This window comes from Pseudomonas sp. Marseille-Q5115 (genome assembly GCF_916618905.1).
Classification (GTDB): domain Bacteria; phylum Pseudomonadota; class Gammaproteobacteria; order Pseudomonadales; family Pseudomonadaceae; genus Aquipseudomonas; species Aquipseudomonas japonica_A.
Window position 1 is genome coordinate 312,489 of the sequence record NZ_CAKAKI010000001.1, and the last position, 23,385, is coordinate 335,873.

Annotated in this window: 25 protein-coding genes and 1 other RNA gene; 19 read left to right on the forward strand and 7 right to left on the reverse strand. The window is 61.5% G+C overall.

The features are described from left to right. Window positions 1–6: 6 nt before the first annotated feature. The 7 genes from LG385_RS01470 (at window position 7) to hisC (ending at window position 5,777) form a co-directional block, all read left to right on the forward strand. Window positions 7–663: a phospholipid-binding protein MlaC gene (locus tag LG385_RS01470; RefSeq protein WP_225771872.1), complete on the forward strand. Its 657-nt coding sequence runs from the start codon at window positions 7–9 to the stop codon at window positions 661–663. Then, on the forward strand, window positions 660–962 hold the full coding sequence (locus tag LG385_RS01475; RefSeq protein ID WP_225771874.1) for a lipid asymmetry maintenance protein MlaB: 303 nt from the start codon (window positions 660–662) through the stop codon (window positions 960–962). Before LG385_RS01470 ends, LG385_RS01475 begins: the two co-directional genes overlap by 4 nt. 106 nt (window positions 963–1,068) lie before the next feature. Next, complete coding sequence (locus tag LG385_RS01480) at window positions 1,069–1,308, forward strand: BolA family protein (RefSeq protein ID WP_181115430.1); 240 nt, start codon at window positions 1,069–1,071, stop codon at window positions 1,306–1,308. A 21-nt stretch (window positions 1,309–1,329) separates the two neighbouring features. Further along, window positions 1,330–2,595, forward strand: a complete 1,266-nt coding sequence (gene murA / locus LG385_RS01485) for a UDP-N-acetylglucosamine 1-carboxyvinyltransferase (protein WP_181115427.1) — start codon at window positions 1,330–1,332, stop codon at window positions 2,593–2,595. Between the two features lie 57 nt (window positions 2,596–2,652). After that, window positions 2,653–3,288: an ATP phosphoribosyltransferase gene (gene hisG, locus LG385_RS01490; RefSeq protein ID WP_181115425.1), complete on the forward strand. Its 636-nt coding sequence runs from the start codon at window positions 2,653–2,655 to the stop codon at window positions 3,286–3,288. A 123-nt stretch (window positions 3,289–3,411) separates the two neighbouring features. Further along, window positions 3,412–4,725: a histidinol dehydrogenase gene (gene hisD, locus LG385_RS01495; RefSeq protein ID WP_225771876.1), complete on the forward strand. Its 1,314-nt coding sequence runs from the start codon at window positions 3,412–3,414 to the stop codon at window positions 4,723–4,725. A gap of 2 nt (window positions 4,726–4,727) precedes the next feature. Continuing rightward, entirely contained in the window at window positions 4,728–5,777 is a 1,050-nt protein-coding gene (gene hisC / locus LG385_RS01500) for a histidinol-phosphate transaminase (RefSeq protein WP_225771879.1), read from the forward strand. A 59-nt stretch (window positions 5,778–5,836) separates the two neighbouring features. Here hisC and algW read toward each other — a convergent pair whose 3' ends face one another. Continuing rightward, window positions 5,837–7,000 (reverse strand): Do family serine endopeptidase AlgW, encoded by a 1,164-nt coding sequence (gene algW / locus LG385_RS01505; protein WP_181115419.1) that lies wholly within the window; start codon window positions 6,998–7,000, stop codon window positions 5,837–5,839. Window positions 7,001–7,111: 111 nt separating this feature from the next. Between algW and LG385_RS01510 the strand changes: the two genes are divergently transcribed. The 3 genes from LG385_RS01510 to cysN all read left to right on the forward strand — a co-directional run bounded on the left by LG385_RS01510 (window position 7,112) and on the right by cysN (window position 11,004). Then, a complete protein-coding gene (locus LG385_RS01510) occupies window positions 7,112–7,870 on the forward strand; it encodes a Nif3-like dinuclear metal center hexameric protein (RefSeq protein WP_225771881.1) in 759 nt (252 codons plus the stop codon). Between the two features lie 138 nt (window positions 7,871–8,008). Continuing rightward, the gene (gene cysD, locus LG385_RS01515; RefSeq protein WP_225771883.1) at window positions 8,009–8,926 is read left to right on the forward strand and encodes a sulfate adenylyltransferase subunit CysD; all 918 of its coding nucleotides are present in this window, start codon (window positions 8,009–8,011) and stop codon (window positions 8,924–8,926) included. 176 nt (window positions 8,927–9,102) lie between these two features. Further along, window positions 9,103–11,004 (forward strand): sulfate adenylyltransferase subunit CysN, encoded by a 1,902-nt coding sequence (gene cysN, locus LG385_RS01520; RefSeq protein WP_225771886.1) that lies wholly within the window; start codon window positions 9,103–9,105, stop codon window positions 11,002–11,004. 55 nt (window positions 11,005–11,059) lie between these two features. Here cysN and LG385_RS01525 read toward each other — a convergent pair whose 3' ends face one another. After that, the gene (locus tag LG385_RS01525; RefSeq protein WP_181115411.1) at window positions 11,060–11,497 is read right to left on the reverse strand and encodes a YhcB family protein; all 438 of its coding nucleotides are present in this window, start codon (window positions 11,495–11,497) and stop codon (window positions 11,060–11,062) included. Between the two features lie 174 nt (window positions 11,498–11,671). Between LG385_RS01525 and LG385_RS01530 the strand changes: the two genes are divergently transcribed. The 3 genes from LG385_RS01530 to zapE all read left to right on the forward strand — a co-directional run bounded on the left by LG385_RS01530 (window position 11,672) and on the right by zapE (window position 14,869). Then, entirely contained in the window at window positions 11,672–12,307 is a 636-nt protein-coding gene (locus tag LG385_RS01530) for an alpha/beta hydrolase (RefSeq protein WP_181115409.1), read from the forward strand. A gap of 24 nt (window positions 12,308–12,331) precedes the next feature. Continuing rightward, window positions 12,332–13,675 carry a tryptophan--tRNA ligase gene (locus tag LG385_RS01535; protein WP_225771887.1) on the forward strand — a complete coding sequence of 448 codons (1,344 nt, stop codon included), beginning with the start codon at window positions 12,332–12,334 and terminating at the stop codon, window positions 13,673–13,675. Window positions 13,676–13,774: 99 nt separating this feature from the next. Beyond that, window positions 13,775–14,869, forward strand: a complete 1,095-nt coding sequence (gene zapE, locus LG385_RS01540) for a cell division protein ZapE (protein ID WP_181115404.1) — start codon at window positions 13,775–13,777, stop codon at window positions 14,867–14,869. A gap of 10 nt (window positions 14,870–14,879) precedes the next feature. On the opposite strand, the gene LG385_RS01545 is transcribed toward zapE, so the two are convergent. After that, window positions 14,880–15,878, reverse strand: a complete 999-nt coding sequence (locus LG385_RS01545) for a GlxA family transcriptional regulator (RefSeq protein ID WP_225771889.1) — start codon at window positions 15,876–15,878, stop codon at window positions 14,880–14,882. Between the two features lie 322 nt (window positions 15,879–16,200). On the opposite strand from LG385_RS01545, the gene rplM reads away from it, so the two are divergent. The 4 genes from rplM to LG385_RS01565 all read left to right on the forward strand — a co-directional run bounded on the left by rplM (window position 16,201) and on the right by LG385_RS01565 (window position 18,373). Next, window positions 16,201–16,629 (forward strand): 50S ribosomal protein L13, encoded by a 429-nt coding sequence (gene rplM / locus LG385_RS01550; protein WP_181115400.1) that lies wholly within the window; start codon window positions 16,201–16,203, stop codon window positions 16,627–16,629. Between the two features lie 14 nt (window positions 16,630–16,643). Continuing rightward, entirely contained in the window at window positions 16,644–17,036 is a 393-nt protein-coding gene (rpsI, locus tag LG385_RS01555) for a 30S ribosomal protein S9 (RefSeq protein WP_181115398.1), read from the forward strand. A gap of 273 nt (window positions 17,037–17,309) precedes the next feature. Beyond that, window positions 17,310–17,927: a glutathione S-transferase N-terminal domain-containing protein gene (locus LG385_RS01560; RefSeq protein ID WP_181115397.1), complete on the forward strand. Its 618-nt coding sequence runs from the start codon at window positions 17,310–17,312 to the stop codon at window positions 17,925–17,927. A gap of 17 nt (window positions 17,928–17,944) precedes the next feature. Then, a complete protein-coding gene (locus LG385_RS01565) occupies window positions 17,945–18,373 on the forward strand; it encodes a ClpXP protease specificity-enhancing factor (protein WP_225771891.1) in 429 nt (142 codons plus the stop codon). Between the two features lie 46 nt (window positions 18,374–18,419). Here the strand turns inward: LG385_RS01565 and LG385_RS01570 are convergent, their stop codons facing one another. From LG385_RS01570 to LG385_RS01585, 4 genes are all read right to left on the reverse strand, one after another. Beyond that, on the reverse strand, window positions 18,420–18,998 hold the full coding sequence (locus LG385_RS01570) for a BON domain-containing protein (RefSeq protein WP_181115391.1): 579 nt from the start codon (window positions 18,996–18,998) through the stop codon (window positions 18,420–18,422). Beyond that, window positions 18,995–19,588: a phosphoheptose isomerase gene (locus LG385_RS01575; protein ID WP_181115388.1), complete on the reverse strand. Its 594-nt coding sequence runs from the start codon at window positions 19,586–19,588 to the stop codon at window positions 18,995–18,997. Before LG385_RS01575 ends, LG385_RS01570 begins: the two co-directional genes overlap by 4 nt. Before the next feature lie 95 nt (window positions 19,589–19,683). After that, window positions 19,684–20,046, reverse strand: a complete 363-nt coding sequence (locus LG385_RS01580) for a YraN family protein (protein WP_413247349.1) — start codon at window positions 20,044–20,046, stop codon at window positions 19,684–19,686. Window positions 20,047–20,054: 8 nt separating this feature from the next. Next, on the reverse strand, window positions 20,055–21,830 hold the full coding sequence (locus LG385_RS01585) for a penicillin-binding protein activator (protein ID WP_225771895.1): 1,776 nt from the start codon (window positions 21,828–21,830) through the stop codon (window positions 20,055–20,057). A 149-nt stretch (window positions 21,831–21,979) separates the two neighbouring features. Between LG385_RS01585 and rsmI the strand changes: the two genes are divergently transcribed. Both rsmI and rnpB read left to right on the forward strand, forming a co-directional pair. Continuing rightward, window positions 21,980–22,846 (forward strand): 16S rRNA (cytidine(1402)-2'-O)-methyltransferase, encoded by an 867-nt coding sequence (gene rsmI, locus LG385_RS01590; protein WP_225771897.1) that lies wholly within the window; start codon window positions 21,980–21,982, stop codon window positions 22,844–22,846. Between the two features lie 100 nt (window positions 22,847–22,946). Further along, window positions 22,947–23,304: RNase P RNA component class A (gene rnpB, locus LG385_RS01595), an RNA gene on the forward strand. Window positions 23,305–23,385 lie beyond the last annotated feature (81 nt).

Below are 23,385 nucleotides of genomic sequence, written 5' to 3' on the forward strand. Positions count from 1 at the left end.
GTTCCAATGATATCCATTCTGCGTCGAGCCCTGGCCGCCATGTTGCTGGCCGTGCCCTTGCTGGCCACTGCCGCGCCCGCTACACCTGCCCATGATCTGGTGCAGAACACCACCCGTGAGCTGCTGGCTGACCTGAGCGCCAACCGGGAAAGCTATCGCAGCAATCCCTCGGCCTTCTATGACGCACTCAACCGCATCGTAGGTCCGGTGGTGGATGCCGATGGCATTTCCCGCAGCATCATGACCGTGAAGTACTCGCGCAAGGCTACTCCCGAACAAATGGCGCGGTTCCAGGAAAACTTCCGCCGCAGCCTGTTCCAGTTCTATGGCAATGCCTTGCTGGAGTACAACAATCAGGGCATTACCGTAGACCCGCCCAAGGATGAAAGCGGTGACCGTACGTCTGTTGGCATGCAGGTAAAAGGCACCAACGGCGCGGTTTACCCGGTTTCCTACACCTTGGAAAAGGTGAATGGCGAGTGGAAGGTGCGTAACGTGATCGTGAACGGGATCAACATCGGCAAGCTGTTCCGTGATCAGTTCGCCGACGCGATGCAGCGTAACGGCAATAACCTGGACAAGACCATCGACGGTTGGGCCGGGGAAGTGGCCAAGGCCAAGGATGCCGCTGGCGATCAGCCGCTTCAGCAGGGTCAGCAATGACCTTGGCCGCGCTTGAGCTGGCGCAAGGCGAGTTGCGCCTGTCGGGTGTTCTGGACTACCGCACCGGCGCCCGCTTGCGCCAGCAGGGGCAAGCCCTGGTCGGGCAAGTGCCGGGCAATGAGGTGCTGGTGGATTGTTCCGCGGTCGAAAAGGCCAGCAGCGTCGGCGTTTCGTTGTTGCTAGCCTTGAGCCGCGATGCTCGCGCCCTGGGCAAAGGCTTGAAGGTGCGTGGCCTTCCCCACGAGTTATGCCAGATCGCAGACGTGTGCGGCATCGCAGGCTTGCTCGAACGCGCGTAGTCTGTAAAACGAAGCAAAGCCCGCTTGGTCAGCCACCCTCGCAGCCAGCGGGCTTTTTTTGTATCATGGCCGACCCGCGCGCACAGGGCGCCGATCGAGGTTAAGCATGCAGGCCCTAGAAGTTAAAAGCTTCCTTGAAGCGAAGCTGCCCCAGGTCCAGGTGGAAGTAGAAGGCGAAGGCTGCAACTTCCAGTTGAACGTCGTCAGCGACGAGTTGGCCGCGCTGAGCCCGGTCAAGCGTCAGCAACAGATCTACACGCACCTGAACCCGTGGATCGCCGATGGCAGCATCCATGCCGTGACGATGAAATTTTTCACCCGCGCAGCCTGGGCTGAGCGCACCTGAGCCACAGGCTTCGAGAGTGTTATGGACAAACTGATTATTACCGGCGGCGCCCGTATCGATGGCGAAATCCGCATCTCCGGCGCGAAAAACGCTGCCTTGCCGATCCTCGCCGCCACCCTGCTGGCCGATGGCCCGGTCACGGTAGCGAACCTGCCGCACCTGCATGACATCACCACCATGATCGAGCTGTTCGGGCGCATGGGTATCGAGCCTGTGATCAACGAAAAGCTCGCGGTGGAAATCGACCCCCGCACCATCAAAACCCTGGTCGCGCCTTACGAGCTGGTGAAAACCATGCGCGCCTCGATCCTGGTGCTGGGGCCCATGGTGGCCCGCTTCGGTGAGGCCGAAGTGGCTTTGCCCGGAGGCTGTGCCATTGGCTCCCGCCCTGTCGACCTTCACATCCGGGGCCTTGAAGCCATGGGCGCGACCATCGACGTGGAAGGCGGCTACATCAAGGCCAAGGCGCCGGAAGGCGGCCTGCGTGGTGCCAACTTCTTCTTCGATACCGTGAGCGTGACCGGTACCGAGAACATCATGATGGCCGCTGCCCTGGCCAAAGGCCGCACCGTGCTGCAGAACGCCGCGCGTGAGCCGGAAGTGGTCGACCTCGCGCACTTCCTCAATGCCATGGGCGCGAACGTCCAGGGCGCGGGTACCGACACCATCACCATTGATGGCGTCGAGCGTTTGCACTCTGCAACCTACAAGGTCATGCCGGACCGCATCGAGACCGGTACCTACCTCGTAGCGGCTGCTATCACTGGCGGCCGGGTCAAGCTCAAGGACACCGACCCTACCATCCTCGAAGCGGTGCTGGACAAGCTGCGTGAAGCTGGCGCGGAAGTGACCACCGGCAAGGACTGGATCGAGCTGAACATGCATGGCAAGCGCGCGCGGGCGGTCAACCTGCGCACGGCGCCGTACCCTGCATTCCCCACCGACATGCAGGCGCAGTTCATTTCCCTCAACGTGGTGGCAGAAGGCACCGGCGCGGTCATCGAAACCGTATTCGAAAACCGCTTCATGCACGTCTACGAGCTGCTGCGCATGGGCGCTCATATCCTCGTCGAGGGCAATACCGCGGTGGTTACCGGGGTCGACGGCCTCAAGGGCGCCCCGGTGATGGCCACCGACCTGCGGGCTTCGGCAAGCCTGGTGCTGGCTGCACTGGTAGCCCAGGGCGACACGCTCATCGACCGCATCTACCACATCGACCGTGGTTACGAGTGCATCGAGGAAAAACTGCAAATGCTGGGTGCGAAGATCCGTCGCGTACCAGGCTAGGGCTAGACTCCAGGCCGGGTTCGCCCGGCCCATTGTGAATAGGGATTCGCTTCTCCCATGCTGACCATCGCGCTGTCCAAGGGCCGCATTCTCGACGATACCCTGCCGTTGCTTGCCGCGGCCGGTATCGTCCCGACCGAGGATCCGGACAAAAGCCGCAAACTCATCATCCCCACGACCCAGGACGACGTTCGCCTGCTGATCGTGCGTGCCACCGACGTGCCAACCTATGTGGAACATGGCGCCGCCGACCTCGGCGTGGCCGGCAAGGATGTGCTCATGGAATACGGTGGCCAGGGGCTGTACGAGCCGCTGGACCTGAAAATCGCCTGCTGCAAGCTGATGACCGCCGGTGCCATCGGTGCGCCTGCTCCCAAAGGCCGTTTGCGGGTGGCCACCAAGTTCGTCAATGTGGCCAAGCGTTACTACGCCGAACAGGGTCGTCAGGTCGACATTATCAAGCTGTACGGCTCCATGGAGCTGGCGCCGCTGGTGGGCCTGGCCGACAAGATCATCGACGTGGTCGATACCGGCAACACCCTGCGCGCCAACGGCCTGGAACCCCAGGACCTGATTGCCACCATCAGTTCCCGCCTGGTGGTGAACAAGGCATCGATGAAAATGCAGCACGGGCGTATCCAGGCGTTGATCGACAGCCTGCGCCAGGCTGTGGAAGCACGACACCGCAGCTGACACCTTCAGCGCGCCGCTCTGGCGCGCTACGCTATCCGCGCCATAGCCAAAATGCTTAATGGCGGCGCGGTGGCCCTGCTAGATTAATCGTCCCGTTTCATTGCCCACTGTTTGAGGCCACTCATGACCACACCGACCGCCATCCGCCGACTTGACGCCACAACTCCGGACTTTGCGCGGCATCTGGATCATTTGCTGAGCTGGGAAAGCGTGTCTGACGAGTCGGTGAACGGGCGCGTGCTCGACATCATCAAGGCCGTGCGTGAACGCGGCGATGCTGCCGTAGTTGAATTCACCCAGTGCTTCGATGGGCTGCAAGCGGCCGCCATGTCGGAGCTGATCCTCCCCCGCGCACGCCTGGAGCAAGCTCTGGAGCGCATCACCGCCCCGCAGCGCGAAGCGCTCGAAACGGCGGCTGCTCGGGTACGTAGCTATCACGAGAAGCAGAAGCAGGATTCCTGGAGCTACACCGAGGCCGACGGCACTGTGCTGGGCCAACAGGTTACTCCGCTCGACCGTGCTGGCTTGTACGTGCCCGGCGGCAAGGCGAGCTATCCGTCTTCAGTACTGATGAACGCCATTCCGGCCAAAGTGGCCGGCGTGCCTGAAGTGGTGATGGTAGTGCCTACGCCACGTGGCGAGGTGAACGAGCTGGTATTGGCGGCGGCCTGCATCGCTGGCGTGGACCGAGTGTTCACCATTGGCGGCGCCCAGGCGGTTGCCGCCTTGGCGTACGGCACCGAAAGCGTGCCGCGCGTGGACAAGATTGTCGGCCCCGGCAACATCTATGTGGCGACCGCCAAGCGCCATGTGTTCGGTCAGGTGGGCATCGACATGATCGCCGGCCCGTCGGAAATTCTCGTAGTGTGCGATGGTGGCACCGATCCGGACTGGATCGCCATGGACCTGTTCTCCCAAGCCGAACACGATGAAGACGCCCAGGCTATCCTGGTGAGCCCCGACCAGGGCTTCCTGGATCGGGTTGCCGCGAGCATCGACAAGCTGCTGCCCACCATGGAACGGGCCGAAATCATCCGCACATCGCTGACCAACCGTGGTGCCCTGATCAAGGTGGCAGACATGGCCCAGGCCATCGAGGTGGCTAACCGTATTGCGCCGGAACACCTGGAGCTTTCGGTTGAAGAGCCGCGCCAGTGGTTGCCGCAGATTCGCCACGCGGGCGCCATCTTCATGGGCCGCCACACCAGCGAAGCGCTAGGCGACTATTGCGCGGGCCCTAACCACGTATTGCCCACTTCCGGTACAGCGCGCTTCTCCTCGCCGCTGGGCGTGTACGACTTCCAGAAGCGCTCTTCCATTATTTTCTGTTCCGAACAGGGCGCGTCCGAGCTCGGCCGTACCGCCTCGGTACTGGCACGCGGCGAATCGTTGAGCGCGCACGCCCGTAGCGCGGAATACCGGATCAAGGAAGCCTGACCATGAGCAAATTCTGGAGCCCCTTCGTCAAGCAACTGGTGCCTTACGTGCCGGGCGAGCAGCCGAAACTGACCAACCTGGTGAAGCTGAACACCAACGAGAACCCTTATGGCCCTTCGCCTCGCGCGCTGGAAGCCATGCGGGCGGAGATCGGCGACACCTTGCGGCTGTATCCGGACCCGAACGGAGAGCGCTTGAAGCAGGCCGTGGCCGCGTTCTATGGCGTGCAGCCGGCGCAGGTGTTCGTGGGCAACGGCTCGGACGAAGTGCTGGCGCACATTTTCCACGGGCTTTTCCAGCAGGAGCGGCCGCTGCTGTTCCCGGACATCAGCTACAGCTTCTACCCGGTGTACTGCGGCCTGTATGGCATCGACTTCGAGCAGGTGCCTCTGAACGAAGCGTTCCAGATCACTGCGGCCGATTACGCCAAGCCCAACGGTGGCATCATTTTCCCCAACCCGAACGCGCCTACTGGCTGCCTGCTGGCGCTGGATGCGATCGAGGCAATCCTCCAGGCCAGCCCGGATTCGGTTGTGGTAGTGGATGAGGCGTACATCGACTTTGGCGGCGAAACAGCCATTTCCCTGGTCGACCGCTACCCGAACCTGCTGGTGACCCAAACCCTGTCCAAATCCCGCTCTCTCGCGGGCTTGCGGGTAGGCTTGGCGGTGGGCCATCCGGATTTGATCGAAGCGCTGGAGCGGGTGAAGAACAGCTTCAACTCCTACCCGATCGACCGGATCGCGTTGGCAGGCGCCGCCGCGGCATTTGAAGACCGCGCTTGGTTCGACCACACCCGCAATGAAGTGATCGCGAGCCGGGAGGCGCTTGCCGCCGAGCTGCAGCAGCGCGGTTTCGAAGTGCTACCGTCCGGCGCGAACTTTATCTTTGCCCGTCATCCGCAGCGGGACGCCGCAGAGATTGCTGCCCAATTGCGCGAGCGCAGCGTGATCGTGCGGCATTTCAAGCAGCCACGTATCGCTCAGTTTCTGCGCATTACCATCGGCACGCCTGAGCAGAACCAGGCCCTGCTGGATGCCTTGCACAACTAACTCTGTCGCAGGCTTCGCTGGGTGGCCGGCCCCTGGCTTGCGCAAGGGGCCGGGCCGGCTTAATTGCCTTCCTTGGGAGCCGCCGCAGGGGCGGGCGGTGGGCGCAAGCCTACCTCGGCCGTGAGCTTCAGGGTTTTGCCATTGCGCATCACGTCAATGCCGATCCGGTCGCCGGGTTTGGTGCGGGCGACCTGGTTCATGGATTTGCGCCCATCCGCCGCGGGCTCGTTATCGATGCTCAGGATCACGTCACCCAGCTGCAGGCCTGCCTTCTGGGCCGGGCCGTCGCGGAAAATACCTGCCACGACAATGCCGGGCCGATCTTTCAAACCGAAGGATTCAGCCAGGTCTTCGGTCAGCGGCTGCACTTCGATCCCCAGCCAGCCACGAATCACCTGCCCGTGCTCGATGATGGATTTCATCACCTCCAGCGCGAGCTTGGTGGGAATGGCGAAGCCAATGCCCTGGCTGCCGCCGGATTTGGAGAATATCGCGGTGTTGATGCCGGTAAGGTTGCCATTGGCGTCCACCAGCGCGCCGCCGGAGTTACCCGGGTTGATCGCCGCATCGGTCTGGATGAAGTCCTCGTAGGTGTTGAGCCCCAGCTGATTGCGGCCGGTGGCGCTGATGATGCCCATGGTTACCGTTTGCCCGACGCCGAAGGGGTTGCCGATAGCCAATGCCACGTCGCCGATGCGCAGGCTGTCCGAGCTGCCGATGGTGATGGCCGGAAGGTTCTTGAGGTCGATCTTAAGCACTGCCAGGTCTGTTTCCGGGTCGCTGCCAATCACGCGCGCGAGGGTTTCCCGGCCATCCTTGAGGGCTACCACGATCTGGTCCGCTCCGGACGTGACATGGTTGTTGGTGAGCAGGTAGCCCTCCGGGCTCATGATCACCGCCGAACCGAGGCTTGATTCCCAGCGGCGCTGGCGAGGGAGGTTGTCGCCGAAGAAACGGCGAAATTGCGGATCCTCGAACATGGCCTGGGACGATTTGTTCACCACCTTGGTGGTGTAGAGGTTAACCACCGCCGGGGCGGCCAGGGTCACGGCGTCTGCGTAGGAAACGGGGCCCTGCATCACGGTCGCGGACTGCGGCGCCTGCTGCAGGTTGACGTCCTGGCTAGGTAACCCTACCCATTCGGGAAAGCGCAGGATAATCAGCAGTGCGACAAGAATGCCGGTCAGTAACGGCCAGCTGAAATAACGCAAGGCAATCGACATCAGGAGTTCCTAAAAAGGTAACAGCGTTTCCACACGGCCGGGGGGCGGCTCATAATGGCGGCCATTATACGAGCGCCACGCCGCCCGCAAACTGCCTTTATGGAGACTTTTATGGCCGTATCGTTAAGCACCCTCGTGGAGGAGGCCGACCGCTACCTGGGTAGCGCGAAAATCCCCGACTACTGCCCCAACGGCTTGCAGGTAGAAGGGTGCCCACAGGTGCGCAAGATCGTCAGCGGCGTGACGGCCAGCCAGGCTTTGCTCGATGCCGCCGTAGGTGCCGGGGCTGACCTGGTGCTGGTGCATCACGGGTACTTCTGGAAGGGTGAAAACCCCTGCATCACCGGCATGAAGCATCGGCGCCTCAAAACCTTGCTCAGGCACGACATGAGCCTGTTGACTTATCACTTGCCCCTCGATGTTCATCCCGAAGTCGGCAACAACGTGCAGCTTGCCCTGCGCCTGGGCCTGACGGTCGAAGGCCCGCTTGACCCCTCCAATCCCAAGGTGGTCGGCCTGGTTGGCTCGCTGGACGTGCCGCAAACGGCCCTCGAGTTCTCCCGCCGCGTGGCGCAGGTGCTCGGCCGTGAGCCGTTGGTGGTGTGCAGCGGCCAGACCGTGCGGCGGGTAGGGTGGTGCACTGGCGGAGGCCAAGGGTATATCGACACCGCTATCGAAGCGGGGGTAGACCTGTACCTTACCGGCGAGGCCTCGGAGCAAACCTTTCACAGCGCCTGCGAAAACAATGTTTCATTCATTGCGGCTGGGCATCATGCTACTGAGCGGTACGGGGTGCAGGCGCTGGGCGAGTATCTGGCCCAGCGTTTCGCCATCGAGCACGTCTTCATCGACTGCCCAAACCCGGTTTAGGGCTAAAAACCACCAGGCATATGCTCATACCTTTTGGATCTAAGCCGCGGTCCTAATATGCCCGGGCCCTGTGATAGAGTGGCCGGCTCGAACACGGCCCGCTGGCCGTCCCATCTGCAACGCAATCCGTGAGTAGCCATGGTCGATAAACTGACGCACTTGAAACAGCTCGAGGCGGAAAGCATCCACATCATCCGTGAAGTGGCAGCCGAGTTCGACAACCCGGTAATGCTTTACTCCATCGGGAAAGACTCCGCCGTCATGCTGCACTTGGCGCGCAAGGCCTTTTTCCCAGGCAAGCTGCCGTTCCCCGTGATGCACGTGGATACCCAGTGGAAGTTTCAGGAGATGTACAAGTTCCGCGATCGCATGGTCAAGGAAATGGGCCTCGACCTGCTGGTGCACGTGAACCCGGAAGGGGTGGCGCAGGGTATCAACCCTTTCACCCACGGTAGCTCCAAGCACACCGACATCATGAAAACCCAGGGCCTGAAGCAGGCGCTGGACAAGTACGGGTTCGACGCGGCCTTTGGCGGCGCCCGCCGCGATGAAGAGAAGTCCCGGGCCAAGGAACGTGTGTATTCCTTCCGCGACAGCAAGCACCGCTGGGACCCGAAGAACCAGCGCCCCGAGCTGTGGAACCTCTACAACGGCAAGGTGAACAAGGGCGAGTCCATTCGCGTGTTCCCGCTGTCGAACTGGACCGAGCTGGACATCTGGCAGTACATCTACCTGGAACAGATCCCGATCGTGCCGCTGTACTTCGCGGCCGAACGTGACGTGATCGAAAAGAACGGCACGCTGATCATGATCGACGACGATCGTATCCTCGAGCACCTTTCCGATGAAGAAAAGGCCAGGATCGTCAAGAAAAAGGTCCGCTTCCGTACCTTGGGCTGCTACCCGCTTACCGGCGCGGTGGAGTCCGATGCGCAAAGCCTGACCGATATCATCCAGGAAATGCTCCTGACGCGCACATCCGAGCGCCAGGGCCGCGTGATCGACCATGATGGCGCCGGCTCCATGGAAGACAAGAAACGTCAGGGGTATTTTTAAGCTTCAAGTTACAAGCGGCAAGCTGCAAGACAGAAGCGGAAGCGCTTTCACATTTGCAGCTTATAGCTAGTAGCTCGGAGCGTTAGCGACCCAAGAGCGCCTTGTGGATCAACAAAATTTCTAACTAGCCGTACGCTACAAGCTTGCCGCTTGACGCTTATGGCTTGGAGCTCAAGATGAGTCACCAATCCGAATTGATCAGCGAGGACATCCTCGCTTATCTGGCCCAGCACGAACGCAAGGAACTGCTGCGCTTCCTGACCTGCGGGAACGTGGACGACGGCAAGAGCACCCTGATCGGGCGCTTGCTGCACGATTCCAAGATGATCTACGAGGATCACCTCGAAGCCATCACGCGTGACTCCAAGAAGGTCGGTACCACTGGCGAGGAAGTGGACCTGGCCCTGCTGGTAGACGGCTTGCAGGCCGAGCGCGAGCAAGGCATCACCATCGACGTGGCCTACCGCTACTTCTCTACCGCCAAGCGCAAGTTCATCATTGCAGACACCCCCGGCCATGAGCAGTACACGCGGAACATGGCCACGGGTGCTTCTACCTGCGACCTGGCCATCATCCTTGTGGATGCGCGTTATGGGGTGCAAACCCAGACCCGCCGCCATAGCTATATCGCCTCCCTGCTGGGCATCAAGCACATCGTGGTCGCCATCAACAAGATGGACCTCAAAGGCTTCGATGAAGGCGTGTTCGAAAGCATCAAGGCCGATTACCTGCAATTTGCCGAGGCGATCAAGCTGGCGCCCTCGAGCCTGCATTTCGTGCCGATGTCGGCCCTCAAGGGCGACAACGTGGTCAACCGCAGCGAACGTTCGCCGTGGTACACCGGCCCTGCGTTGATGGAAATTCTCGAAACGGTCGAAGTGGCTGCTGACCGCAACCTCACCGACCTGCGCTTCCCCGTGCAGTACGTCAACCGCCCGAACCTTAACTTCCGTGGGTTCGCTGGCACGCTGGCCAGCGGTGTGGTGCACAAGGGCGACGAAGTGGTGGTGCTGCCGTCCGGCAAGAGCAGCCGCGTGAAATCCATCGTCACCTTCGAAGGCGAACTGGAGCAGGCAGGGCCGGGCCAGGCCATTACCTTGACCATGGAAGACGAAATCGATATCTCCCGTGGCGACTTGCTGGTGCATGCCGACAACGTGCCCCCGGTTACCGACCAGTTCGACGCCATGCTGGTGTGGATGTCCGAAGAGCCGATGCTCCCGGGCAAGAAATACGACATCAAGCGCGCTACCAGCTATGTGCCAGGCTCCATCGCCAGCATCACGCACCGCGTGGACGTAAACACGCTCGAAGAGGGCCCGGCGAGCGCCTTGGCGCTGAACGAAATCGGCAAGGTAAAGGTGGCACTGGATTCGTCCATCGCCCTGGACGGTTACGCCAGCAATCGCACTACCGGTGCCTTTATCGTAGTGGATCGCCTTACCAACGGTACCGTTGGCGCGGGCATGATCATCGCGCCGCCTGTGGTGCCTCACGGTACGGCGGGCGCCCATGGTGCGTTGGCTCATGTGAGCGTGGAAGAGCGCGCCCTTCGCTTCGGCCAGAAGCCGGCCACCGTGCTGTTTACCGGGCTTTCCGGGGCTGGCAAGAGCACCCTGGCCTATGCCGTGGAGCGCAAGCTGTTCGACTCCGGCCGCGCCGTGTTCGTACTGGATGGGCAAAACCTGCGTCATGACCTGAACAAGGGCCTGCCGCAGGATCGCGCCGGGCGCACCGAGAACTGGCGCAGGGCGGCTCACGTTGCTCGTCAGTTCAACGAGGCCGGCCTGCTTACCCTGGCGGCATTCGTAGCGCCCGATGGTGAAGGCCGTGCCCAGGCACGGGACCTGATTGGCAGTGATCGGCTGATCACTGTGTACGTTCAGGCGTCGCCCCAGGTATGTGCCGAGCGTGACCCGCAGGGCCTCTACGCAGCCGGGCAGGACAACATTCCTGGCGAGTCCTTCCCCTATGACATTCCGCTGGATGCCGACCTTGTGGTCGATACCCAGGCGGTGTCGGTGGAAGAGGGCGTGAAGCAGGTCATCGAGCTGCTGCGCGCGCGCGGAGCGATCTGAGTTCGGGAAAGCTATTGCCGCAACGAAAAAGGGCCTCATCCGAGGCCCTTTTTCATTACTTGCGTTTCAACCCGTACTGCTCGTCGAGCATGCCCGGCGTGCCGGGCCCTTTGGGCGCGTAGTCCTTCGGAACTTCCTGGTCACGGGGCGGGGTGAGCCGGTCACGTGGCGGCTGGTTGGCGTCCGAATGCAAGGCGGCCAGCAGCCGCTGGCGAGTAAGCTCATCCAGGGCAAGGTGGTTCGCACCCTCGGCCAGATGATCCTGAACTTCCTGATAGCTCTGAGTGAGCTTTTTGACCAGAATGGCGGTGCTGTTGAAATGCGTCACCACCTCGTGCTGGTAGTTGTCGAATTTCTTCTGCAGGTCATCCAGCTGGCGCTGAGTGCCGCCTGGTACGGCATTGGGGGCATGGCGAGCAATGAGGAAGCCCACGATGACACCCACAACCAGAGCCAGGGTGGGGAGCAACCAAACCAAGAGCGAGTGTTCCACGAGTCCTTCCTCTATAAACGGCTTTGCATTACGTTAACGGCTCGCACCCGCGCTGTATACCGCAACGGGCCTTGAAAAGCGCAGCGCCGCGCCGGGCCTTGCCTCAAGGCCTGTGCAGGCACAAACCGATAGCTAGACGAGTCGACCCTCGTGAGGGTCACGGAGTTCATACCCTTGCTGATCCGCGAAAACCCCCTGATGCTCGACGGCCCGGTTGGCCAGCTCGAAGCACTCTACCTCGAAGTTCCCGAGCCACGCGGGCTGGCGCTGCTCTGCCATCCGAACCCGGAGCAGGGTGGCACCATGCTCAACAAGGTCATGTCTACCTTGCAACGTACCGCGCGGGACGCCGGTTACATCACGTTGCGATTCAACTACCGAGGCACGGGCAGCAGCGCCGGCGCCCATGACATGGGCCTGGGCGAGGTGGACGATGCCAACGCGGCCGCCAATTGGCTGCGCATTCGTCATCCGGGCCTGCCGCTCACGCTGCTGGGCTTTTCCTTCGGCGGCTTCGTGGCGGCCACACTCGCTGGCCGCCTGGAGCGCCAGGGTGCGCAGTTGCGGCATTTGTTCATGTGCGCCCCCGCGGTGATGCGCTTGCGAGCCGAAGAACCCCTCCCGGAGCGCTGCCCTATCACGGTGGTTCAGCCGGAAAACGACGAAGTGGTCGACCCGTCGCTGGTCTATCAGTGGTCCGATGCGCTGGAGCGGCCCCACGAACTGTTGAAAGTGGCAGAATGCGGCCACTTCTTTCATGGCAAACTCACAGACCTCAAAGACCTGGTTTCGCCGCGCCTTGCCCCTTGAATGCAGCCTGATAAGCGATCACCCATGACCACCCGTATTCTCACTGGTATCACCACCACCGGCACGCCCCACCTGGGCAACTACGCCGGCGCCATTCGCCCGGCTATCGAGGCCAGCCGTCAGAGCGGTATGGACTCGTACTACTTCCTGGCCGACTACCACGCCCTGATCAAATGCGATGATCCGCTGCGCATCCAGCGCTCGCGCCTGGAAATCGCAGCCACCTGGCTGGCCGGTGGGCTGGATGTGGAGCGCGCCACTTTTTATCGGCAGTCCGATATACCAGAGATCCCGGAGCTGACCTGGCTGCTCACGTGCGTGGCCGCCAAGGGTTTGCTCAACCGCGCCCACGCCTACAAGGCTTCAGTGGACAAGAACCTGGAGGCAGGGGAAGACCCGGACGCCGGGGTGACCATGGGCCTGTACAGCTATCCGGTGCTGATGGCCGCGGACATCCTCATGTTCAATGCCCACAAGGTACCGGTCGGCCGCGATCAGATTCAACACGTTGAAATGGCGCGTGACATCGGCCAGCGCTTCAACCACCTGTTCGGCAAAGGCAAGGAACTGTTCGTACTGCCTGAGGCGGTCATCGAGGAAAGCGTAGCTACGCTGCCTGGCCTGGATGGCCGCAAGATGTCCAAGAGCTACGACAACACCATTCCGTTGTTCAGCAGCCCCAAGCAGCTCAAGGACGCCATCGCCCGGATCGTGACCGACTCCCGCGCCCCAGGCGAGCCGAAAGACCCGGACAACAGCCACCTGTTCACGCTTTACAGCGCGTTCGCTACCCCGGCGCAAACCGAGGAATTCCGCGGCCACCTGCTGGGCGGGCTGGGCTGGGGTGATGCCAAGCAGCGGCTGTTCACCCTGCTTGACAGTGAGCTGGGCGAAGCCCGCGAGCGCTATCATCAGTTGATCGAGCGCCCCGCAGACCTCGAAGACATCCTCCAGGCTGGCGCGATCAAGGCCCGCAAAACCGCCACCCCGTTCCTCGAACAGCTGCGCGAAGCCGTTGGCCTGCGCTCTTTCCGCGCGCAGGTTGTCGGGGCGGGCGAAGCACGCAAGAAAACCGAAAAGGCCGCCCGTTTCGTGAGCTTCCGCGAACAGGACGGCACCTTCCGCTTCCGCCTGCTCAGCGCCGACGGCGAGCAACTGCTGCTGTCCCGGCCATTCGCCGACGGCAAGCAGGCGGGTGCGGCGAGCAAGCGATTGCAGGAAGGCAATCCCGACCTGCGTGCTGACGGCAGCGGCTTCGGCCTATGGCTGGACGACGCCTGCGTGGCGGACAGCCCTGAGTTTGCCGATCAAGCCACCCGCGATCTCGCCATTGATGCCGTCCGTCAGGCGCTTCGCCCGCAAGCCTGAGTGCCCTGGGGGCCGCGGCGATTGGTCGCGGCCTTGATTGCCATCCCGCAGGGCCGCCGTTAAAGTGGCGGCCCGGTTTTAAAGCCTCGCAGACGACTTATGACGCCTCTTGAACGATACCAAGCTGACCTGAAACGTCCTGATTTCTTCCACGATGCGGCGCAGGAAACAGCGGTTCGCCATCTGCAGCGCCTGTATGATGACCTGATCGCCGCCAGCCAGGCCAAGCCGGGGCTGCTGGGCAAGCTGTTCGGCAAGAAAGAAGCAGCGCCGGTCAAGGGCCTGTATTTCTGGGGCGGCGTAGGCCGGGGGAAAACCTACCTGGTCGATACCTTCTTCGAAGCGCTGCCGTTCAAGGAAAAGACCCGCACCCACTTCCACCGCTTCATGAAGCGCGTGCACGAGGAAATGAAAAACCTCAAGGGCGAGAAAAACCCCCTCACTCTCATCGCCAAGCGTTTCGCTGACGAGTCGCGCGTCATCTGTTTCGATGAATTCTTCGTGTCCGATATCACGGACGCCATGATCCTCGGCACCCTGATGGAAGAGCTGTTCAAGCATGGCGTCACGCTGGTCGCTACCTCGAACATCGTGCCGGATGGTCTGTACAAGGACGGTTTGCAGCGCGCCCGTTTCCTGCCCGCGATCGCCCTGATCAAGCAGAACACCGAAGTGGTCAATGTCGACAGCGGCGTCGATTACCGCTTGCGACACCTTGAGCAGGCTGAATTGTTCCATTTCCCACTCGACGAAGCCGCCGAGAAGAGCCTTCGCGACAGCTTCCGTGCGCTCACCCCCGAATGCACGCAAGCGGTCGAGAACGATGTGCTGATGATCGAGAACCGCGAAATCCGCGCCGTGCGTACTTGTGACGATGTGGCCTGGTTCGACTTCCGCGCGCTGTGCGATGGCCCCCGCAGCCAGAACGACTACATCGAGCTGGGCAAGATCTTCCATGCGGTGATCCTGAGCGGCGTGGAGCAGATGGGCGTTGCCACCGACGACATCGCCCGGCGCTTTATCAATATGGTCGACGAGTTCTACGACCGGAACGTGAAGCTGATCATTTCGGCGGAAGTGGAACTCAAGGACCTGTATTCAGGTGGCCGACTGAACTTCGAATTCCAGCGCACGCTCAGCCGCTTGCTGGAAATGCAATCGCATGAGTTCCTTTCCCGGGCGCACAAGCCCTGATACAGCGCTGTCAGGCGGTTTGCGCCACATAGCGCTGGCGGTACTGGTTCGGCGACGCGCCGGTGTGTTGCCGAAATAGCCGCGCGAAGAAGCTGGCGTCGTCATAGCCCACTTCGTAGCTGATGGTCTTGACGCTCTTCGCGCTGCTGGAAAGCAGCCCCTTGGCTGTCTCGATGCGCAAGCGTTGCAGGTAGTGCAGGGGTTTATCGCCCGTGGCGGCCTGGAACCTGCGCATGAAGTTGCGAATGCTCATGCCGTGGTCCCGGGCCAGGTCCTCGAAGCGAAACTTCTTCGCAAAATGCGCCTCCAGCCAGTGCTGTATCTGCAACACCTGCGGATCCTGGTGCAGCTTCTGGCCGCCGAAACCGATACGGCCTGGCGCGTAAGTGCGGCGCACTTCATGGAGTATGTCCCTGGCCACGCCCTGGGCAACCGATGCGCCACAGAACCGTTCGATCAGGTAGATGTACAGATCGGAGGCTGAGGTCAGGCCTGCGGCGCAGTAGAGGTTGTCAGCGTCGGTCAGGTGCTTGTCGCGGGTCAGCTTCACCTGCGGGTACCGTTCGGCGAACCGGTCGAAGAAGCGCCAGTAGGTGGTCGCTTCCTTGCCATTCAACAGCCCTGCCTCGGCCATCCAGAATACCCCGTTCGCCTCGCCGCAGATTACCGCGCCGCGGGCGTGCTGTTCGCGTAGCCAAGGCACTACCTGCGGCGCGCGGGCGAACATCGGGTCGATCCCGTCCGAAAACGCAGGCAGTACGATTACATCGGCGTCTTCCAGCCCGCCATCAACGCTGATAGAGGTGCCACTGAAGGTCATTACCTGCTCGCCGCCTGGGCTGACCAGGCACGTCTCGTAGGCCGGGGTGAGGCCAAGACCCGACTCGCGACCGTATCGAAGGCTGGCAAGATGAAAAAAGTCCTTGGCCTGGGTGAGCGTGGAAGCAAATACCTGGTCGGTGGCGAGGATAGCGACACGGCGCAGCGGAAGAGCGGGCAGTACGGGCATGGATTGTTGTTCTTGTAAGGGGAAACGGTCATTTGTTGGCACTATCGTCTTGGTTTTGCGCCCAGCTGTCCAGCCGGCCATTGCGTTAACACCGACGCTGAAAAAGTTGCTTGATGTTTTCGCCGTAATCCGGATAATTCGCCTGCTCTGCACGCGGAGGAAGTGATGCCCCTCCACGAACAGGCCCTTTGCCGAACCCTGACGCGATGACCCGAGCCCCCAAAAGCGTCTGGATGCGGCTGCCTTTGACCTTGTCAAAGCAAGCACTATTCAGTAAGCTCCGCCGTCTATTTTTGTTGGACGGCCCCTGAGGCTATAAAGAATGAAAACTTTTACTGCTAAACCGGAAACAGTAAAGCGCGACTGGTTTGTCGTCGACGCCGCTGGCCAGACCCTGGGTCGTCTGGCTACTGAAATCGCGAGCCGTCTGCGTGGCAAGCACAAGCCTGAATTCACTCCGCACGTTGACACCGGCGACTACATCGTCGTCATCAACGCCGAGCAGGTTCGTGTAACCGGCGCCAAGTCCACGGACAAGGTGTACTACTCCCACTCCGGTTTCCCGGGCGGTATCAAATCGATCACTTTCGACAAGCTGATCGACAAGGCACCTGAGCGCGTGATCGAGACCGCGGTCAAAGGCATGCTGCCGAAGAACCCGCTGGGTCGCGACATGTACCGTAAGCTGAAAGTCTATGCGGGCGCTGTACACCCTCATACTGCTCAGCAGCCCCAAGAACTGAAGATTTAACGGAATAGTTCACTATGTCGGCGACTCAAAATTACGGCACTGGCCGTCGCAAGACCTCTACCGCTCGCGTTTTCCTGCGTCCGGGTACCGGTAACATCTCCATCAACAACCGCACGCTGGATTCCTTCTTCGGTCGTGAAACCGCGCGCATGGTTGTTCGTCAGCCTCTGGAACTGACCGGCACCGTCGAGAAATTCGACGTGTTCGTGACCGTTTCCGGCGGTGGCGTAAGCGGCCAGGCTGGCGCCATCCGTCACGGTATCACCCGTGCCCTGATGGTGTACGACGAAACCCTGCGTGGCGATCTGCGCCGTGCCGGCTTCGTTACCCGCGATGCCCGTGAAGTTGAGCGTAAGAAGGTTGGTCTGCGTAAAGCGCGTAAGCGTCCGCAGTACTCCAAGCGTTAATTCGCTGCTCAAGCTTCAACAAAAAGCCTGGTTCGAAAGAACCGGGCTTTTTTGTTTTTACCGCTTTTTGCCCGTCCGATGTCGTTCTCGGGCTATGCCACGGCCTGCGCAGTGACCGCGGTCAGCCCCGCTGACAGCAAAATTGTTGTAAGATTCGCAGTTATCGCGCGCCTTGGGGTGTTTCCGTTCGCTGTTGCCTGGCTAGTGCCGGGCCCTGTGCGGGGGAAGTGCCTCGGGCGCGTTCGTTTATCTGTTTCCAGCGAGGAGATCGCCATGGGCGTAACCAACAGGTTGGCCTGCTACTCCGATCCTGCCGACCATTATTCCCATCGCGTGCGTATCGTGTTGGCCGAGAAGGCCGTTACCGTGCAAATCATCGACATTGCCCCGGGGCGCCCGCCGGCGGCGTTGATGGAAGTGAACCCTTACGGCAGCCTTCCCACGCTCGTGGACCGCGATCTGGCGCTGTATGAATCCACCGTAGTGATGGAGTACCTCGACGAGCGCTACCCCCATCCTCCGTTGCTGCCCGCCTACCCGGTGGCTCGCGCCAATGCTCGCCTGCTGATGCACCGTATTCAGCGGGACTGGTGCGGGCATGTGGACCTGCTGCTCGATCCGCGCAGCAAAGAGGCCGCACGGGTCGAGGCGCGCAAGCATCTGCGCGAAAGCCTTACCGGCGTTTCCCCGCTGTTTGCCGAGATGTCCTGCTTCATGAGTGATGAGCAAAGCCTGGTTGACTGCTGTCTATTGCCCATACTCTGGCGGCTCCCGGTGATGGGCGTCGAGTTGCCGCGTGCGGCGAAGCCCTTGCTCGATTACATGGATCGGCAATTTGCTCGAGAAGCGTTCCAGGCCAGCCTCTCGGCTGCCGAACGTGAAATGCGTTAGTTTTAGAGGAGCCCTTGATGAATTCCAGTCGTCCCTATCTGGTCCGCGCCTTGTATGAGTGGATCGTAGATAACGATTGCACGCCCCATATCCTGGTAAATGCCGAGTATCGCGCAGTGCAAGTCCCTGAGGGCTTTGCGACCGATGGTCAGATCGTGCTCAACGTTTCGCCCACTGCGGTGCGTCACCTGCACATGGACAACGAAGCCGTGAGTTTCGAAGGTCGCTTCTCCGGCGTTGCTCATACCCTGTATGTGCCGGTCGGGGCCATCATGGGTATCTATGCGCGCGAGAACGGGCAGGGCATGGTGTTTGACCCTGAAGTGCCTTCGTTGGAGGACGATGAGCTCGACATGGAAGAGGAAGGCCTGGATGACGACCAGCCACCGCCTGGCGGTCAGCCGCCTCGCCCAAGCGGGCGGCCCAGCCTGAAAGTGGTGAAATAAAAAAAGGCGACCATCGTGGTCGCCTTTTTTGTACCTGTGAGGCTGATCAGTCGATGTACTCGAACAGCTTCACGATCTTCTGTACACCGGAAACGCTCTGCACCAGGTTGGTAGCACGGGTCGCTTCCTGCTGGGTTACCAGGCCAAGCAGGTACACGATGCCGTTCTCGGTCACGACCTTGATGCGCGAGCCAGGAATGGTGTTATCCGCAAACATCTGTGTCTTGATCTTGGTGGTCAGTACCGCGTCATTGCTGCGTGCCAGCAAGGAGGACGGCTGAATGACCTGCAGCTCGTTCTCCACCTTTTTTACCCGCTGTACCGAAGCGGCGGCCTGCTCGGCCATGGCTTTGAGGTCTGCCCGCGGCGTTTGGCCGGCCAGTAGTACCACGCCGTTATAGCTGGTGACCACGATGTGCGAGCCTTGGTCCAGGTCCGGGCTGGCTTTGGCAACGTTGACCGCAACCTTGGTTTCGATCAGCGAGTCGTCAATCTTGCTGCCCAGGGTGCGGGTGCCTCGATCATCGTCGATGGGTTTGTCGCGGGTGGCCGTCAGCACGGAGCTGCAGCCGGAGAGGGCAAGGCAAAAGGTGAGGGCCGCAAGGCCGACGCGGGTGGGGCTCATTCTTCACTCCCGAACAGTTGGCTGTCGATCAAATCGCAGAGGCAGTGGATAGCCAGCAAGTGGACTTCCTGAATGCGCGCCGTCACCTGTGACGGCACGCGGATTTCGACATCTTCGGGCAGCAGCAGCGAAGCCATGCCGCCGCCGTCGCGGCCGGTGAGGGCAACTACCGTCATGTCACGGTCATGCGCCGCCTGGATCGCCTGGATCACGTTGGCAGAATTCCCGCTGGTGGAAATGGCCAGCAGCACATCGCCCGCCTGCCCCAGTGCGCGAATCTGCTTGGAGAAGATTTCGTTGTAGCTGTAGTCATTGGCGATGGAGGTGAGCGTTGAGCTGTCGGTTGTGAGCGCAATGGCCGGCAGGCCCGGGCGCTCGCGCTCGAAGCGGTTGAGCATCTCCGACGAGAAATGCTGGGCATCGCCAGCCGAACCGCCATTGCCACAAGCCAACACCTTGCCCTCGCTGAGCATGGCATTGACCATTACCTGGCTGGCCTGCTCGATATGCGGGGCAAGCACTTCCATCGCTTGCTGTTTGGTGTCGATGCTGGCCTGGAAAAGCCGGCGAATCCGGGATTGCATGTCCATCGTTTACCTTAGAAAACCTTGGCCCGCGAAGCGGGAGCGCTACCAGCGAGCTGGCGCGGAACTATCAGAGTGGATCGGCGAGCCGTAAACGGTATTCAACTCGAAAATGCGTCCTTGAGCCAAGTCAGGCCAGGGGCGCTCGGGTCGTTGCCTTCAATGGCGATGATGTCGAAGCGGCACGGGTGATCGGCCCATACAGGCTCTTCGAAGAGGTACCGTTCAGCGGCATTGATCACGCGCGCCTGTTTGCGGCCGTCGATGCTTCCCAGGGCACCGCCCCATTGGCGGTGCCGGCGATAGCGAACTTCGGCGAATACTACTGTATCGCCATCTAGCATGACCAGATCCAGTTCGCTTTCGCGGCAACGCCAGTTGCGCGCCAACAGCCGCAAGCCGTGGTCACACAGGTGCCGCTCCGCCCAGGCCTCGGCTTGCTTGCCGTGTTCCCCGGGTGGCACCGGATTGTTCACTGGCCGCTGGCCGGCAACCGCTCGACCTTGCCATTGTTGAATTGCGCCCACGGCAGCTGCCGTTCGATGCGCTGGGCGTTATTAAGGCTGAGGCTGCCTGACAGGCCGTCGATGCGGTTGTCAGGCAGCGCCTTGAGCTGGCCCAGTCGTGGCGCAAGTGTGTAGGCATCGGCACCCATGGCGTACAGCCGGCCCAGGCTGCTGTTGGCCTGCGGCCACTGGCGCGCGACCTGTTGGCGCAAGCCATTGCTAGTATCCAGCAGCCAGGGGGTTTCACAGAAACGTACCCCGTTGAGGTCGTTGTACTGCGCCTGGTCCCCACTTGCGCTATAGACGTGCGAGGTGGCATAGACTGGCACATCACCGGCGTACTGATAGTTGAGCGTAGGCTTTACCTGCTGGGCCTGTTGGGGTGTGGCCGTCATGTAGATGAAGTCGATGTCCTGGCGGCGGGTGCCCTGGCCACCTGTTCCGGTCTGCCGTACCTGCATCAGCTCGCCGATCTGTTGGGCAAGCGCAACAGGCTGATCGATCTGGATGGCAGCCACCAGTGTGCCGCCACTGGCTTGCCAGTCCTGGCGGAACGCGGCCAGCACACGGTCACCGAATTCGCCTTTGGGAACGATGGCCGCGGCGTGTTGCAGGCCATCGGCATGCGCACGTCGGGCCACCTCACGCGCTTCGTCTTCGGCAGCCAGGCCAAATTGGAACAGTTGCGAAGGGCCGGGCTGGTTGCTGTCGCTGTAATTGAGGGCCAGCGTGATGATTGGCAGCTGGGGGCGGCTGCTCAGTTGTTTGACCAGGTTCTTTTCCAGGGGGCCGACCACCAGCTGAACGCCGGCCGCCTGCGCCTGGCGATAGAAGTCGTCCATGGACGTTACCCTCGAGCTGTCATAGAACTCGATGGCGGGCGCCGGCTGGCCGGCCTGCAGCGCCTGATAGTGCGCCGCCATGAAGCCATCGCGCAGCGCCCGGGCCACGCCCGCCAGTGGGCCTTGCTGGGGCAGCAGCAGCGCGATACGGTCCAGCGGCTGATTGGTTACGGCCATCAGTTGTTGCAATGGCAGAGGCAGCGTACGGGCCGCCGGATGGCTGGCATGCTGGGCACGCCAGGCTTCAATGGCGGCTTTCTGTTGTTCGAGAGTGCCAGGCGTTTTCACCACCTGGGAAAGGCTGAGCCAGCCCGCCAGGTCATCATTGCCGGCTGGCTGCGCCTGATCGGCGGGCAGGCTGGCTACCAGCTTCCAGATTTCCTCATGGTTCGCGGCGGCCGCATCCCCTTGCAGGGTCGGCGCCATGAAAATACGTTCGCGCGCGGCGGCGAGAACCTGGCCGTCTGCTTCAAGGGCCCGGGCGCGTACGGTCTGGGTACGGATCTGTTGATCGAGGGGAAGCTCGCCCAGGTGTTGCAGGCTGGGATGGCCAAGCGCGGTAAGCGCCGCCTTGGGGTCGTTGCGGTTCAGCGCCAGTTCGGCCAGCAACGTGCTGGCGAACACCTGCTGGGCGGGCTTGAGGCGGTTCAGGTCGATGTCGCCGAAGATCTGCGTGGCCTGGGCGTCGTTATGTTGCTCCATTGCCTTGCTGGCGGCTGTGAGCCGCAGGAACGCAGCCTCCTCGGGGGACTGGCTCGCGCTGGCTTGCTGCAGCAGTTCCTCCACGCTGGCGGCAGGCGTTCGCGGCAGTTCGCCCAGGTTCGAGCCAGGCTGGCTGGCGCAGGCCGCAAGTAGCACGGCCATGAATAAGGCGATTAGCGAACGCAGGCAACCGGTCATGTACATCTTCCTGATACGAATCGTTGAACGGGCAATTGTACCCAAGCCCAGTCGCCGGTGCGACGCCACGGCGCGCTGCCCACGGATTCGGCAAAAGCCTGCCGAGGCCGCTACAATGGCCGCTTTCCGGCGTTTCCAAGGTGTGTGCTGTGACCCTCTCAGGCGCGACAGATTCAACTTTCGGCACACTTTATGTGGTCGCCACCCCCATCGGTAATCTCGACGACATGACCCCGCGAGCATTGAATGTGCTCAAGGACGTGGCAATGATCGCCGCTGAAGATACGCGTCACTCCCTGCGCCTGTTACAGCATTTCGGTATCCAGACGCCCTTGGCGGCCTGTCATGAGCACAATGAGCGCGAGGATGGCGGGCGGTTTCTCGGGAAGCTGCAGGCAGGCGAAAGCGTTGCACTGATTTCCGACGCGGGCACGCCGCTGATTTCCGACCCGGGCTATCACCTGGTACGGCAAGCCCGTGCCGCGGGTGTAAAAGTGGTTCCGGTTCCTGGCGCCTGCGCCGTTATCGCTGCATTGTCCGCCGCCGGGTTGCCGTCGGACCGGTTTATCTTCGAAGGCTTTCTCCCGGCCAAGGCCGCCGCCCGTGCGAGCCGGCTGGAAGCGCTGCGCGAAGAGCCGCGTACGCTGATTTTCTATGAAGCGCCCCATCGTATTCTCGAATCCGTGCAGGCGATGGAAGCCGCCTTCGGTGGTGATCGGCCGGCGGTGCTGGCACGGGAGCTGACCAAAGCCTTCGAAACCCTCAAGGGCCTGCCATTGGCAGAGCTTCGCGCGTTCATCGAGTCAGATTCGAACCAGCAGCGCGGTGAATGCGTAGTGCTGGTGGGTGGCTGGATTGCTCCAGTGGGTGAGGACGCGATCAGTGCCGAAGCGCTACGGGTGCTTGATCTGCTGCTCGCCGAGATGCCGCTGAAGAAGGCCGCTGCCCTGGCTGCGCAGATTACCGGCGTGCGCAAGAACCTGCTTTATCAGGTGGCGCTGGAGCGACAGGGTTAAGCGAAACGGCGAAAGTCACGGTGCTTGCGCTCCCGGCCCGGGATATAAAGAAGCTCGCGGGCTGGCGCCGGCTCCTGCCGGTCTGTATCCTTGGCGGCGGAGAGTCGGTTGGACAGTCGCTGCCGTTGCATGCTCGCATGCGCGGGGGAGGAAAGTCCGGGCTCCATAGGGCAGAGTGCCAGGTAATGCCTGGGAGGCGTGAGCCTACGGAAAGTGCCACAGAAAATAACCGCCTAAGCGCTTCGGCGCCGGTAAGGGTGAAAAGGTGCGGTAAGAGCGCACCGCGCGTCTGGCAACAGTTCGTGGTCAAGGTAAACCCCACTCGGAGCAAGACCAAATAGGGTTCCATAGGCGTGGCCCGCGCTGGAACCGGGTAGGTTGCTAAAGGTGTTCAGCGATGACCATCGTAGAGGAATGACTGTCCTCGACAGAACCCGGCTTACAGACCGACTCTCCACCTTTTTCCTCCTTCCCCGTTTCGCTTGATACCCCCTCCTGGCTATACCGAAAAAATCTTAATCCTCACAATCTACTTTAAG

What these genes read in the sequence shown, in the direction of transcription:
- LG385_RS01470 (WP_225771872.1), top strand. Translation starts at nt 7, where the DNA reads ATGATATCCATTCTGCGTCGAGCCCTGGCCGCCATGTTGCTGGCCGTG.
- LG385_RS01475 (WP_225771874.1), top strand. Translation starts at nt 660, where the DNA reads ATGACCTTGGCCGCGCTTGAGCTGGCGCAAGGCGAGTTGCGCCTGTCG.
- LG385_RS01480 (WP_181115430.1), top strand. Translation starts at nt 1,069, where the DNA reads ATGCAGGCCCTAGAAGTTAAAAGCTTCCTTGAAGCGAAGCTGCCCCAG.
- murA (WP_181115427.1), top strand. Translation starts at nt 1,330, where the DNA reads ATGGACAAACTGATTATTACCGGCGGCGCCCGTATCGATGGCGAAATC.
- hisG (WP_181115425.1), top strand. Translation starts at nt 2,653, where the DNA reads ATGCTGACCATCGCGCTGTCCAAGGGCCGCATTCTCGACGATACCCTG.
- hisD (WP_225771876.1), top strand. Translation starts at nt 3,412, where the DNA reads ATGACCACACCGACCGCCATCCGCCGACTTGACGCCACAACTCCGGAC.
- hisC (WP_225771879.1), top strand. Translation starts at nt 4,728, where the DNA reads ATGAGCAAATTCTGGAGCCCCTTCGTCAAGCAACTGGTGCCTTACGTG.
- algW (WP_181115419.1), bottom strand. Translation starts at nt 7,000, where the DNA reads ATGTCGATTGCCTTGCGTTATTTCAGCTGGCCGTTACTGACCGGCATT.
- LG385_RS01510 (WP_225771881.1), top strand. Translation starts at nt 7,112, where the DNA reads ATGGCCGTATCGTTAAGCACCCTCGTGGAGGAGGCCGACCGCTACCTG.
- cysD (WP_225771883.1), top strand. Translation starts at nt 8,009, where the DNA reads ATGGTCGATAAACTGACGCACTTGAAACAGCTCGAGGCGGAAAGCATC.
- cysN (WP_225771886.1), top strand. Translation starts at nt 9,103, where the DNA reads ATGAGTCACCAATCCGAATTGATCAGCGAGGACATCCTCGCTTATCTG.
- LG385_RS01535 (WP_225771887.1), top strand. Translation starts at nt 12,332, where the DNA reads ATGACCACCCGTATTCTCACTGGTATCACCACCACCGGCACGCCCCAC.
- zapE (WP_181115404.1), top strand. Translation starts at nt 13,775, where the DNA reads ATGACGCCTCTTGAACGATACCAAGCTGACCTGAAACGTCCTGATTTC.
- LG385_RS01545 (WP_225771889.1), bottom strand. Translation starts at nt 15,878, where the DNA reads ATGCCCGTACTGCCCGCTCTTCCGCTGCGCCGTGTCGCTATCCTCGCC.
- rplM (WP_181115400.1), top strand. Translation starts at nt 16,201, where the DNA reads ATGAAAACTTTTACTGCTAAACCGGAAACAGTAAAGCGCGACTGGTTT.
- rpsI (WP_181115398.1), top strand. Translation starts at nt 16,644, where the DNA reads ATGTCGGCGACTCAAAATTACGGCACTGGCCGTCGCAAGACCTCTACC.
- LG385_RS01560 (WP_181115397.1), top strand. Translation starts at nt 17,310, where the DNA reads ATGGGCGTAACCAACAGGTTGGCCTGCTACTCCGATCCTGCCGACCAT.
- LG385_RS01565 (WP_225771891.1), top strand. Translation starts at nt 17,945, where the DNA reads ATGAATTCCAGTCGTCCCTATCTGGTCCGCGCCTTGTATGAGTGGATC.
- LG385_RS01570 (WP_181115391.1), bottom strand. Translation starts at nt 18,998, where the DNA reads ATGAGCCCCACCCGCGTCGGCCTTGCGGCCCTCACCTTTTGCCTTGCC.
- LG385_RS01575 (WP_181115388.1), bottom strand. Translation starts at nt 19,588, where the DNA reads ATGGACATGCAATCCCGGATTCGCCGGCTTTTCCAGGCCAGCATCGAC.
- LG385_RS01585 (WP_225771895.1), bottom strand. Translation starts at nt 21,830, where the DNA reads ATGACCGGTTGCCTGCGTTCGCTAATCGCCTTATTCATGGCCGTGCTA.